The sequence below is a fragment of the Neorhizobium vignae genome (assembly GCF_000732195.1).
Lineage (GTDB): Bacteria > Pseudomonadota > Alphaproteobacteria > Rhizobiales > Rhizobiaceae > Neorhizobium > Neorhizobium vignae.
In genome coordinates this window covers 836,920-849,349 of record NZ_JNNU01000002.1, presented here as the reverse complement: position 1 = coordinate 849,349, position 12,430 = coordinate 836,920, and the positions used below count along the sequence as shown (strand labels likewise).

Annotated in this window: 11 protein-coding genes; 3 read left to right on the top strand and 8 right to left on the bottom strand. The window is 63.7% G+C overall.

The genetic code is table 11. The annotated features are described in order from the left end of the window. Positions 1-10: 10 nt before the first annotated feature. From GQ59_RS04260 to GQ59_RS04245, 4 genes are all read right to left on the bottom strand, one after another. Positions 11-1,219, bottom strand: coding sequence for a pyridoxal phosphate-dependent aminotransferase (locus GQ59_RS04260; protein WP_037077739.1), 1,209 nt, complete (start codon positions 1,217-1,219; stop codon positions 11-13). A 15-nt stretch (positions 1,220-1,234) separates the two neighbouring features. Then, the gene (locus GQ59_RS04255) at positions 1,235-1,876 is read right to left on the bottom strand and encodes a TetR family transcriptional regulator C-terminal domain-containing protein (protein WP_037077736.1); all 642 of its coding nucleotides are present in this window, start codon (positions 1,874-1,876) and stop codon (positions 1,235-1,237) included. Positions 1,877-1,985: 109 nt separating this feature from the next. Next, a complete protein-coding gene (locus GQ59_RS04250) occupies positions 1,986-3,221 on the bottom strand; it encodes an MFS transporter (RefSeq protein ID WP_037077734.1) in 1,236 nt (411 codons plus the stop codon). A 4-nt stretch (positions 3,222-3,225) separates the two neighbouring features. Next, positions 3,226-4,587 (bottom strand): LLM class flavin-dependent oxidoreductase, encoded by a 1,362-nt coding sequence (locus tag GQ59_RS04245; protein ID WP_037077731.1) that lies wholly within the window; start codon positions 4,585-4,587, stop codon positions 3,226-3,228. Between the two features lie 94 nt (positions 4,588-4,681). Between GQ59_RS04245 and GQ59_RS04240 the strand changes: the two genes are divergently transcribed. Continuing rightward, positions 4,682-5,245 (top strand): helix-turn-helix domain-containing protein, encoded by a 564-nt coding sequence (locus GQ59_RS04240; RefSeq protein WP_037077729.1) that lies wholly within the window; start codon positions 4,682-4,684, stop codon positions 5,243-5,245. 109 nt (positions 5,246-5,354) lie between these two features. Here GQ59_RS04240 and cydB read toward each other — a convergent pair whose 3' ends face one another. After that, on the bottom strand, positions 5,355-6,359 hold the full coding sequence (gene cydB, locus GQ59_RS04230) for a cytochrome d ubiquinol oxidase subunit II (RefSeq protein ID WP_037077723.1): 1,005 nt from the start codon (positions 6,357-6,359) through the stop codon (positions 5,355-5,357). Continuing rightward, positions 6,349-7,767, bottom strand: a complete 1,419-nt coding sequence (locus tag GQ59_RS04225; protein WP_037077720.1) for a cytochrome ubiquinol oxidase subunit I — start codon at positions 7,765-7,767, stop codon at positions 6,349-6,351. Before GQ59_RS04225 ends, cydB begins: the two co-directional genes overlap by 11 nt. Positions 7,768-8,193: 426 nt before the next feature. On the opposite strand from GQ59_RS04225, the gene GQ59_RS04220 reads away from it, so the two are divergent. After that, the gene (locus GQ59_RS04220) at positions 8,194-8,877 is read left to right on the top strand and encodes a phosphoribosyltransferase (protein ID WP_037077718.1); all 684 of its coding nucleotides are present in this window, start codon (positions 8,194-8,196) and stop codon (positions 8,875-8,877) included. Positions 8,878-8,880: 3 nt separating this feature from the next. Here the strand turns inward: GQ59_RS04220 and GQ59_RS04215 are convergent, their stop codons facing one another. Beyond that, on the bottom strand, positions 8,881-9,651 hold the full coding sequence (locus GQ59_RS04215) for an endonuclease/exonuclease/phosphatase family protein (RefSeq protein WP_051903770.1): 771 nt from the start codon (positions 9,649-9,651) through the stop codon (positions 8,881-8,883). 65 nt (positions 9,652-9,716) lie between these two features. On the opposite strand from GQ59_RS04215, the gene GQ59_RS04210 reads away from it, so the two are divergent. Next, positions 9,717-10,658, top strand: a complete 942-nt coding sequence (locus GQ59_RS04210) for a putative bifunctional lysylphosphatidylglycerol flippase/synthetase (protein ID WP_037077716.1) — start codon at positions 9,717-9,719, stop codon at positions 10,656-10,658. Here GQ59_RS04210 and GQ59_RS04205 read toward each other — a convergent pair. Beyond that, positions 10,638-12,143: a phospholipase D-like domain-containing protein gene (locus GQ59_RS04205; protein WP_051903769.1), complete on the bottom strand. Its 1,506-nt coding sequence runs from the start codon at positions 12,141-12,143 to the stop codon at positions 10,638-10,640. The genes GQ59_RS04210 and GQ59_RS04205 overlap by 21 nt on opposite strands. Positions 12,144-12,430: the final 287 nt, after the last annotated feature.

Below are 12,430 nucleotides of genomic sequence, written 5' to 3'. Positions count from 1 at the left end.
GTGACTCCGCTCATGCCAACGGGGTCGTCGCGCGGTCCTTGCTGGTAGATGCGATGCGGCCGGCGAGGCTGGCGATACGCTCCATGGCGGTCGCGATCACATCTTCCGGCATGGTTAGCGAGATTCGCAAGAAGCCGGCGGCCTGGTCGCCGAAGGAGGTGCCGGGCATGACGGCGACTTTTTCCTCACGCAGCAGTTCCCAGGCGAATTCCTCGCCGTTCAGGCCGGTTGCGGTCACATCGAGCAGGATGAACATGCCCCCTTCCGGCGGCATCGGCTTGACGAGATTGCTGCCGGCAAAGGCCTTTTCGACGATCGTGGCGCGGCGGCGATAGTTTTCCCGCATCACGTCGGCGGTGTCGAAATGCTGCGACAGCGCCATCGCGGTCATGTCGGAGATGAAGGGCTGCACGCCGAAGAGCATGGTCTCGGACACCGGCAGCAGTCTTTCACAGAACTCCTCCGGGCCGGCGGCCCAGCCGCTGCGGAAGCCCGGCGCTGCATGCGACTTGGAGATGGACGACACGACGATGGTGCGTTCGGCCAGTGCCGGAATATCGAAGGGGGAGGCAAAGGGCGTGCCTTCGAAGATCAACTGCTCATAGACCTCGTCCGAAACGATCCAGAGGTCATGCTTGCGGCAGACCTCGCCGATGGCGGCGATCTCGGTGGCGGTCAGCACCGCGCCGGTCGGGTTGTGCGGCGTGTTGAGGAGGAGGACTCGGGCCTCCGGCGTGATTGCCCGTTCGAGGTCCTCGGCCTGCAGGTGGAATTTCTTTTCCGGACGCAGCGGTACGGGGATCATATGCGCGCCGGTGGAGGCTATGACGCCTTCGTAGGTCGCATAGAGCGGATCGCCGACGAGCACGCCGTCGCCGGCTTCGACAAGGCCGGTCATGACGCCGTAGAGCGCGGTCTGGGTGCCGGGGAAGCAGAGGAAATTGCGCTCTGAGACACCTGGCCGACGCTTCGAATATTTCTCGACCAGCGCCTTCAGCACCGGCGGCTCGCCGCGGCCGTTGGAATAGCGGGTGCGGCCGGCATACATGGCGCGCGCCGCCTCGTCGAGCAGAGCCTTGTCCGGCTTGACGTCCGGTTCGCCGATGGTGAGTTCGATAATCTCCTCGCCCGATGCCTGCATGCGGCGGGCGGTCAGGTGGAGTGCCCAGCGGCCGGAGCCGAGATGGGCGAGGCGGTCGGTGATCGAGGCATAACGCATCGGTGGTTCCTTTTCTTATCGTTGTTCGGCCGAAAGCTCGCCGGGCTGCAGGCGCAGCAGTGCTTCCACGGAGATCAGGGCATTTTCTGCGAGTTCGTGTTCCGCAAAGGTGTCGGCAGCCAGCGTTCCCTCCAGCCAGAGGCCGTCGACGAGCGCGTTGACCCCGATCGCATAGGTGCGGCATTGGGCAGGGCTCAGAGCCCGCTTCTCCTCGACGAAGAAGGCGGTCAGCAGCGTCTCCAGAGCTTCAAGGAAAGAGAGATAGTTTTCGCGGTGGATGGCTGCGAAGCTCTGGTCGATCTGGATATGGCTGATGAATGCGGCCCAGAGCGACAGCGTGCGCGGATCGGTCACCGGCGGCGTCACATTGGCGACGATGAAGCGGCGCAGCCGCGAGCGGGCCGTCTCGCCCTCGATCGCGGCAGCAACCGCCGCTTCGGTCATGCCGGCCATCACCTTGCGGTAGGCCGCCTGCAGCATCTGGTCCTTGCTGCTGAAATAGTGGCGGATCAACCCGCCGGTGACGCCGGCGCGCATGGCGATCTGGCGTACCGTCGCGCCCTGGATGCCGAATTCGGCGATGCAATCGAGCGTCGCGGCAATCAGGTCCTCGCGCCGCTCGGCCTCGCTTGCCCTGTGGTAGGTGCGGCGGTTCACGGGTCATCTCCTGAGGAACGGGCATGCCGTTCTCGCACGGCGTTACGGCTTATTATACGCTCGAATAATTCGCGCAAGCAAATTCCTTCGACCGCGCCTTGTCGCCCGATCAGCGCCTACCGCCGGCGAGCCGGACGGCTTCCGGCCGGCCGCGCAGGATCAGCATGCAGGCGGCCCCGAAGATCGGTCCCACCGCCAGCAACACGAACGTCCAGCGCCAGCCGCCCAGCCGCGCGGCCAGATGCGGCATCAGCCAGATCATGAAAATGGTGAGCGCAAAACCCATGCCCATCTGCAGCGACAACGCCGTGCCAATGTAATTGCGGTCGGCAAGTTCGGTGACTGCGGCGGAGAATTGCGCGGAATCTCCGATGACCGAAATGCCCCAGACGATCACCACCAGCGCCAGCAGCCAGAAGGGCCCGTCGAAGACGAAGCCGATGGTCAGCGCGCAGGTTCCGGAGACGATCATCATGCCGGCGGTGGTGGCGGTGCGGCCGAAACGATCCGAGAGCACGCCGCCGGCGAAACAACCGAACACGCCCGAGGCGACCGCGATGAAGGTGAGCAGCGAGGCCTCGCTGCTGATGCCGGTGCCGCCCTTGTCGAGTGCTGCGGTCAGGTAGGCGAGCAGCCAGGCCCACATGGCATAAAGTTCCCACATGTGGCCGAGATAACCGCCGTTGACGAGCAGCAGGTTGCGGTCCTTCAGCACCCGCCCGATCTGGCGCGGATCGAACAGAGCCTTGCCGAACGGGTATGGGCCTTCGCGGGTGAAGGCGAGGAGAACGATGGCGCCGACCAGCGTCGCACCGCTCGATAAGAGGACGACGTTGTGCCAGTCGACCGCCGACGACATGCCGCGGAAGAGGTGCGGCAGCGACGAGCCGGCGGTAATCGCGCCGATGACGCCGGCCAGCGCCAAGCCACGTCCGGAGATGAACCAGGTGGAGACGAGTTTCAATGCCGGCGGATAGACGCCGGCCAGCGCGAAGCCTGTAACCATGCGGCAGAGGATGGCGCCGGCCGGGCCTGGTTCCAGAGCCAAGGCGGCATTGGAGAGCGCGGCAAGCAGGGCGGAAGCCGCCATCAGCCGGTTCATGCGGATGAGATCGGGCAGATTGAACAGGCTTGCCGTCAGTGCGCCGATCACGAAGCCGATCTGCACGCCGTTGGTCAGCCAGGCGGCCGCACTTTCCGACAGTGGCCAGGCGCGCTTGAGCTCCGGCGCGATCGCATTTGCCGAAAACCAGCAGGAGAAGGAAAGCACGACGGCAAGGCACAGCAAAGCCAGCATCGACCAGCGGCCTTCGGCCGGCGTTTCCAGGGTCGTCGCGGCACTCATCAGTTTATCCCATGCTGCGATATGTGGCGGCGATATGCCGGTCCGGCAGGCGCTGCGTTCCGAACAGTTTTTCACGGAAGGTGCCTTCGCGATAGCCGGTCTTGTAGAGGCCGCGTTCCTGCAGGATCGGGATCACCAGCTCGATGATATCGTCAAAACATTCCGGCACAACGGTGCGCGACAGGTTGAAGCCGTCGACGCCGGCCTGATCCATCCAGGCGACGAGGTTATCGGCGATCTGCTCGGCGGAGCCGATCATCGGCGCCTGGCGGCTGCCGAGCACCATCTGTTCGAGCAGCTTGCGCTTGGTCCATTGCGGCCCGGCGGTGCGGGTCATCGCCTCGACGTTCGAGACGATCGCCGAGCTCTTGCCGGTCTCGATCGGCTCGTCGAGATCGTATCTTGCAAAGTCGATGCCGAGCGAGCCGGCCGCATGTACGAGAGCACCTTCGGAGCTCGCATAGGCGCGATAATCCTCGAATTTTTCGCGGGCCTCCTTTTCGGTGCGGGCGGTGACGATCGTGGCACCGACGAAGACTTTGACGTCCTCGGCGCTGCGGCCGTATTCGACCGCGCGGGCTCTGATGTTGTCGACGATACCCTTGACGCCTTCGATCTTCTGGCCGTTGACGAAGACGCACTCGGCATGGGTGGCGGCGAACTGCCGGCCGCGGGTCGAGGAACCGGCCTGGTAGAGGACCGGGGTGCGCTGCGGCGAGGGTTCGCAGAGATGGATCGCCTCGATGCCGTATTGCTTGCCGCGGTGATGGACCTTGTGGACCTTGGCCGGCTCGGCATAGACGTGGTTCGCCCGGTCGAAGACCACGGCGTCGTCCTCCCAGCTTCCTTCCCAGAGCCGGTACATGATCTCCATGTATTCGTCGGCGAGGTCGTAGCGGTCGTCATGGGCGGCGACACCCTCTAGCCCGATCGCCTTGGCCGCGCTGTCGAGATAACCCGTGACGATGTTCCAGCCGATCCGGCCACCCGTCAGGTGATCGAGGGTGGACATCCGGCGGGCGAAAACGAACGGCGGCTCATAGGTGAGGTTGGCTGTGATGCCGAAAGACAGGTGTTCGGTGACGGCGGCCATGGCTGGCACCAGCAGCAGCGGATCGTTGACCGGTACCTGCACCGCGCCCCTCAGGGCCGCCGCGTTGCTGCCGCCGAAGACGTCGTTGACGCCGAGCACGTCAGCGAGGAATATGCCGTCGAACAGGCCGGCCTCCAGCCTCTTCGCATAGTCCGTCCAGTAACGGAGCTGCGCATAGCGGTGCGACTGGTCGCGCGGATGCGCCCAAAGACCCTGCTGGATATGGCCGACGCAGTTCATGTCGAAGGCGTTGAAACGGATTTCGCGCGTCACCGTCGTTCCCCTGAATTCCTCGTTGCGAACGAGCGTTGTCTCTTATAGGATCTATCTGTCTACTATAGAAGACGATCATTGAAAGGCAAGCCGCTTGCAGCAGACGGACAATGACCCGGTCCAGGCGATCGCCATCCGGCTGAAGATCGAGCGGGAGGCGCGGGGCTGGTCGCTCGCCGAGCTTGCGGAGCGCTCGGGCGTATCCAAGGCGATGATCAGCAAGATCGAGCGCAGCGAGGCGAGCCCGACGGCGACCGTGCTCGGCCGGCTTTCGGGCGCCTTCGGCCTGCCGCTTTCGGTTCTGCTGGCGCTCGCCGAGCGGGCGCAGGAGCGTGTCGCCCTGCAGGCGGAACAGCCGGTCTGGACCGATCCGGAAACCGGTTATATCCGCCGCGCCGTCTCTCCGCCGAATTCCATGCTGGAGCTTCTGGACGTGTCGCTACCTCCTGGCGTTCGGGTGCCCTATCCGGCTTCGGCCTTCGCCTTCCAGCACCAGCAGATCTGGGTCCTGTCCGGCCGGCTCGATTTCCAGGAAGGGGCGGTGATGCATCACCTCTCCGAAGGCGATTGCCTTCTGCTCGGCCCGCCAGCCGATTGCGTCTTCTTCAATCCGGGCAAGGAACCGACGCGTTACGTGGTGGCGCTGACGCGGCGTTAGGCGCCGAGCCAGAATTTGATGATCATGCCCACGCTGCCGACCGCGGCGACGCCGGCCACCCAGAGACCGACGAACCAGGCGAGCCGCCTGAAGGTTTCGCCGCCGGCCATCAGTGATAGCCCTCATGCGGATCGATCTTGCCGCGGAATACCCAATAGGCATAGCTCGTATAGGCAAGGATCAAAGGCACCAGGATCAGTGCGCCGACCAGCAGGAAGCTCAGGCTTTCGTCGGGTGCCGCGGCGTCCCAGATCGTCACGGATGTGGGCACGATATAGGGATAGAAGCTGATGCCGATGCCGGCGTAACCGAGCACGAAAAGCCCGAGGGCTGCAAGGAACGGCCGGCTGTCGCGGTTGTTCTTGAGGCCCGTGAGCAGAAGCCAGAAACAACCGAGGACCAGCAGGGGCACGATGACGCTGAAGGTCGCGGTCGGCCAGGAGAACCAGCGCTGCAGATAGAGCGGTTCGAGGAACGGCGTCCAGAGGCTGAATATACCCATCGCGGCGAGCGTCGCGAGGGCGGCGATATAGGAAAGGCTGCGGGCCTTGTCGCGGAGGTCGCCCATCGTCTTCATCACCAGCCAGGTCGAGCCGAGCAGCGCGTAACCGATCACCACGGCGAGGCCGGTGGCGACCGAGAACGGGGTCAGCCAGTCCCACCAGCCGCCGGCATAGGCGCGGTTTTCGACCGGAATGCCCTGTACGAGTGCGCCGAGCGCGATGCCCTGCGCGAGCGCCGCCACGACCGAACCGCCGCAAAAGGCCCAGTTCCAGAGATATTGCGCCCGGCCGGTGCGCCAGCGGTATTCGAAGGCAACGCCGCGAAAGATCAGCCCGATCAGCATGGCGATGATAGGTGCGTAGAGTGCCGGCAGGATCGTCGCATAGGCGAGCGGAAAGACCGCCATCAGACCGCCGCCGCCGAGCACGAGCCAGGTCTCATTGCCGTCCCAGACCGGCGCGACGCTGTTCATCATCACGTCGCGATGGCGCTTTTCCGGAAACAGCGGGAAGAGGATGCCGACGCCGAGGTCGAAGCCGTCGAGGATGACATAGGCGAGCACCGCAAAGGCGATGATGGCCGCCCAGATGAAGGGAAGGTCAATGACCATGACGGGCTCCTGCCTGAAGTGCCGGGGTTTGCGGGCCGGGCGTGATGCCGGCAGTGCGGATCGGGCCGCCGTCGAGATCATCGCTCGGATCGCGCGGCAGGCGGGACATCAGCCGCAGGATGTAGAAGGTGCCGGCGCCGAAGACGAGGAAATAGACGATGATGAAGGCGACCAGCGAAGAGCCGACGGCGGCGGCTGCAATCGGCGAGACGGAATCGGCGGTCAGCAGGTGGCCGTAGACCGTGTAGGGCTGGCGGCCGACCTCGGTGGTGACCCAGCCGGCGAGCACGGCGACGAAACCGGCTGGCCCCATGACCATCGCGGCCCGGTGCAGCCATTCGGAAGTGTAGAGGCGGCCCTTCCACCGACAGTACAGGCTCCAGAGGCCGAGGCCGAGCATGGCGAAGCCGAGGCCAACCATGATGCGGAAGGACCAAAAGACGATCGGGACCGGAGGCTGCAATTCGCGCGGCACGGTGTCGAGACCGTTGAGCGGCGCATCCAGGCTGTGTTTGAGGATGAGGCTCGAAAGCTTGGGGATTTCGATCGCGTAGTCGATCCGTTGCTCGGCCTGGTTCGGCAGGCCGAAGAGGATCAATGGCGCGCCGTCCGGGTGGCTCTGGTAATGGCCTTCCATCGCCATGACCTTGACCGGCTGGTATTCCAGCGTGTTGAGGCCGTGCTGGTCGCCGGCGAAGATCTGGATCGGCGCAACCAGTGTCAGCATCCACATCGCCATCGAGAACATCGTGCCAGCCCGCAAGGGGGCGGTGCGGCGCAGAAGATGAAGCCCGCCCACGGCGCCGACGACCAGAGCGGTCGTCAGGTAGGCAGCGAGCACCATGTGGACGAGGCGATAGGGGAAGGACGGGTTGAAGATGACGGCCCACCAGTCGGCGGGGATGAACTGCCCCTTGTCGTTCATCGCAAAACCCTGCGGCGTCTGCATCCAGGAGTTGGCGGACAATATCCATGTCGCCGAAATCAGCGTGCCGACCGCGACCATCAGCGTCGCGAAGAAATGCAGGCCGGGGCCGACGCGGTTGCGGCCGAACAGCATGATGCCGAGGAACCCGGCCTCCAGAAAGAAGGCCGACAGCACTTCGTAACCCATCAGCGGGCCGATGATCGGGCCGACCTTGTCGGAGAACACGCTCCAGTTCGTGCCGAACTGGTAGGACATGACGATGCCGGAGACCACGCCCATGCCGAAGGCGAGCGCAAAAATCGTCTTCCAGAAGTCGAAAAGCTCCAGATAGACAGCCTGTTTTTTCCACAGCCACAAGCCTTCCAGCACGGCGAGATAGCTGGCCAATCCGATCGAAAAAGCCGGAAAGATGATGTGGAAGGAAACCGTGAAAGCGAATTGCATCCGCGCCAGCAGCGTCGCGTCGAAGGCCTCGAACATGGCGTTATCCCTTTTCTGGCGGCGGCCAAAAGTCCGTCCGTGCTGATGGGATGACAATCGGCGGAGGTCGTCAAGAGATCAATATGCGCCAACGCCGCGTGCCCGAATGCCGCAGCCCTGCGTTGAACCGCCGCATATGGTAAAAAGGCGCTTCCCGTGAGGGAAGCGCCTAGTTGGGGAGGGTACTTATGACGCTGTCGGTCGCTTGGAGGTCATGCGCCCGACCCGTCTTGAACACATGATCGTGAGTTTTGTTCCCCTCTCGCTTTCATTCTCGTGTTTCAAAACGGGACAGCCGGTCGCGGAGTGGAACCTAAACCATGCCCCAAGGTTGTCCGATGCCCCGGCGGTGATATGATCGCTCGGGGCTGGCATAACGAACCAAGGGCAACGGCAGATGCCGTAGCACCGTCTCGGGAGGATGATATGTCCGGTCAAAGCCCAACCTTTATCGATCGCGAGGATGCCGGAAGGCAATTGGCGGAAGCCATGCAGGCGGCGCCGCTTCCTGATGCCGTGATCCTCGCCTTGCCGCGCGGCGGGGTTCCCGTTGCCTTCGAGGTGGCGCAACGTCTGGGGCTGCCGCTTGATCTCCTCATCGTTCGCAAGATCGGCGCGCCCGGTCATCCGGAATATGGCATCGGCGCTGTCGTCGACGGCCGCGAGCCGCATATCGTCGTCAACGAGGAGGCTGCGCGCCATTTCCACGTGCCGCCCGGTTATCTTGCTGCGGAACGCGAGCATCAGCTCGCCGAAATCGAGCGCCGCCACCGGATGTATTTCGGCGAGGACGAGCCGAGCGAGCATGACCACACGGGCCGCGACATCATTCTCGTCGACGACGGCATTGCCAACGGCGTCTCGATCCGCGCCGGCATTCATGCCTTGAAGGACATGGGTGTCGCATCGATCCGGATCGCCGTGCCCGTCGCGCCCCGCCGATTGCTGGAAGCGCTGCAGGAAGAGGTGGATGATATCGTCTGCCTGTCTGCGCCGGACCGCATGGAAGCGGTCAGCCTGCACTACGGCGACTTCACGGAGACGACGGACCAGGACGTGGTGCGTCTTCTGAAGGAGGCCCGGCGGCTCAGCCGGACCCTGTCCCACTGAGGATCAAAGCTCGACCGTCACCAGGAGCGGCAGATGGTCGGAGGCCTGGCGGGAAAGCGGCGTCGAAACGACCTCAGTCGCGACCGGGGTGATTTCGCTGGAGACGAAGACGTGGTCGATCCTCAGAAGCGGAAACCGCGATGGGAAGGTGGCCCTGGGCTTCGTCCCGCTCAGGAGCGGCGCATCCGCCATCTGGCGGGCGACGGCCTTGTAGGTTCCGGTCACGGGAATGGCGTTGAAATCGCCGATCAGGATCTTCGGCTGGTCCTGGCATTCCGGGCTACCCATCCAGGAGGCCCCGAGAATCTCGCCGATCTGGCGCATCCGGTCGCCGCCCAGCAGGCCGAGATGAGTGTTGAAGACCTGCAGCTTGTGCTCGCCGACCTCTATTTCCACCCAGACCGCACCGCGCTGCTCGCCATGCGAGGGCAGGCCGGCACCCTTGATCATCCTTGCCGGCAAGGCCGTCAGGATAGCGTCGCCGTAACGCTCTTCGGCAACGTTGAGCGCCGCGTGGAAGTGGAATTCCATCTGTAGCAACGAGGCGATCGTATGCGCCTGGTCGATGCCGCCGGTGCGGCTTCGGCCGACATCCAATTCCTGCAATCCGATGATATCCGGTTCCAGGGCGGCAATGACCTCGGCCACCCGGGCGGGGTCGAGCCGGCGATCGGTACCGATGCAGCTATGCACATTGTAGCTCAGGATTTTCAGGCGATGCCTTGCGGGGGTGAGGCGGGCCGTGGAGGGCGATGGTGCTGTCTGATCCGTCATGGCGCTGGGAACACCTTGGCCTCGGTTTCGTTCCCGTCCTTATACAGCCGTTTACGTGAGGGACCATGATCGCCAGACGCCATCTGCTCAAGCTTCTGATCGGCGCCGCGATCTGTCTCGCAGGCTTCCTCGTTTATCGCAGTCTCGGTCGCTACTCGCTCGACGAGATCGAGGAATCCGTTCAGTCGATCGCCGGGTTCCGGCTGGCGAGCGCCTTCTTTTTCGTCATCCTTTCCTATCTCTGCCTTGGCGGGTTCGATGCGCTCGCCGTGCGTTATGCCGGCAAACCTCTTCTCCTGCGCCAGACCTCGCTCGCCTCCTTCACGGCACTGTCGATCGGCCACAATGTCGGGCTTGCGGCGCTCAGTAGTGGCGCCGTGCGCTACCGGTTCTACACACGCTGGGGTCTGACCGGCGAGGATATCGCCAAGGTCATCGTGTTCTGCGGCGTGACCGTCGGCCTTGGTCTTGGAACGCTCGCCGGACTGGCGCTCATCTTCCAACAGGGCGATGCGGCGAATCTGCTCGGCCTCGACGGGACGGCACGGCTCATGGTTGGCCTTCTCTGCCTCGCCGGGCCGGCGGCCTATCTGCTGATCTGTGCCTTCGTGCGCCGCCCGCTTGTCCTGCGCAACTGGCGTTTCGAGCCGCCGGCGATGCCGCTTGCGCTCGGCCAGATCGTCATCGGCACGCTGAATTTCGCCTGCGTCACGGCTTCCATCCAGCAGCTTCTGGCAAGCTTTACCGATGCCGGCTACCTGGCCGTGGCCAGCGCCTATGTCACCGCCAACATCGCCTCGCTGATCAGCCACGTGCCGGGCGGGCTCGGCGTGCTGGAGGCGACCATGCTCGGGATATTGCCGACATCCGCGTCGATCGGCGCGCTGATCGCCTTCCGCGTGCTCTATTTTTTCGTGCCGCTCACGGTCGGGGTGCCGACGTTTCTCGTCGCCGAGGCTTATTATCGTCATCGAGGCGGCAAGTTCCTAGAGCAGACGGTGATGTGACAGGCGGGCGAAAAGCCGCCTGAAACCAGACTTGATTTCCGGAATCGGCCAGAAGGGCTGTTTCGGGTCGATGATCCCCGTGCCGACCAGAGATTCCGTTTCGCCTTTGTCCTTATCGACGTCGTAGCTTCGCAGGCCGCGCGGCTTGACGTTCAGCCGGTCGACGGCCGCCAGAATGGAGCCGGTTTCCGCGATGATCCGCGCAACTTCCGCCGGTTGGGCATCGAGATGTTCGGCGATCAGCTCGTTGCGGAGCGCGGCGATCGCTTGCCGGCCGGCCGGGTCCGCGGTCTCGATCGCAAGGTCGGCCTCGGTGTCCAGACCTTCGGAGCGGTTGTTGAGATTGGAAGAGCCGACCCGTACGAACTGGTCGTCGACGATGATCAGTTTGGAATGAACGATGATCTCCTGCTCGCCACCGTGGCCGTCGGAAACCGCGGCAAAGAAAACCCGCAGGCGACCGTAACGATCCGCGCGCTTGAGGCGACGGATCAGCCGGTTGCGATTGTGGCCCATCATCAGCTTTTCCAGGAAGCCATGGGATTCACGCGTGACGATCACGAGGATCTCCGGGCCGTCGGCCTTCCTCAGCCGTTTGGCGAGCGTTCGCGCCACGCCGAAGGAGGCGAGATACTGCGTCTCGATATAGAGATGGTGTCTGGCTGCCTTCAGCGCGTCGTGGGTCAGCCGGATGGCCTCGCGGTGGCCGCGATGGCCCCTCCATTTCCACGCCTCGGTGAGCGCCAAGCCGGTGTTGCAGCCGATCAGCGCCGGTTCCAGGTCTGCCGGCCAGGGATTTGTGGCCGGCATATCGAGGGGGGAAAGGACCTGGCGTGTCGCCTTTTTCCACCGACGGCGTGCGACGTCGCCGATCAGCTTGGCCGTTTCGCCGGTCACGATCGTCTGTATGTCGTGAACGGGACCGTAGGCCGTTCCGTCCGGCGCCCGGCGCAGCGGGTTGTCGATCGCATGGGCGCGGTCGTCCCAGCGGCGGGCGGTCAGGTCGATGCCGCCGAGGAAGGCGGTACGATCGTCGATCGCGACGATTTTCTGATGATGGCTGGCGCGCAGCGGATGGTCGAAATCGAAATGCAGGAAGATCCGCGGATGGTCTTTCCAATCCATCTTGCCGAACATCTTGAGGCTCTTGCCGGAATAAACAGGTCCCATGCCCCAGACGAGGATGCGGATTTCAAGCGAGGGCTTTTCCTCGACCATCTTGCGCAGCAGGGCACCGATCGTTTCCCCGTCGGGGTCGCGCGGACGAAGGACGATGTCCGGATCGAAATCCCAGCCGACGATGAAGATCGAACGTTCCGCCAGCCTCAATACCTGATCTAGCCGACGAAAATAGTCGTCGCCATCGATCAGGAAGGCGAGCTTTTCGGCCTGCGCTCTGCGCCAGGCATTCCGGCCGGGCCGGATGATGGGTTCGAATGAAAATCCTGCATCCCGGGTCGGGATCGATTGCCTTGCTATATCCACCGCGCCACCTCATCTTGGAATGGCACATGAACGCGCGGATTTTGTCCTTTGTTCCAAGGCTATATTCCCCACATAGCCGGATGGATTGAAAGGTGAGGGCGTTACTCGATAACCGTTTGCTGAGGCGGGTTGGGTGCAATGAAATTGTTGTCGCCGTCTCTGAAGACTTCCATTGCGACAATGAGCCCGAGAAGGATGAGAGCTGCGGCACCCAGCAGCTTCCCGAGGCCGCCCGTCATGGGCTTCTGTCGGCTCTCGTCCTGCGCTTGCCTGGGCTCTGCACGTGT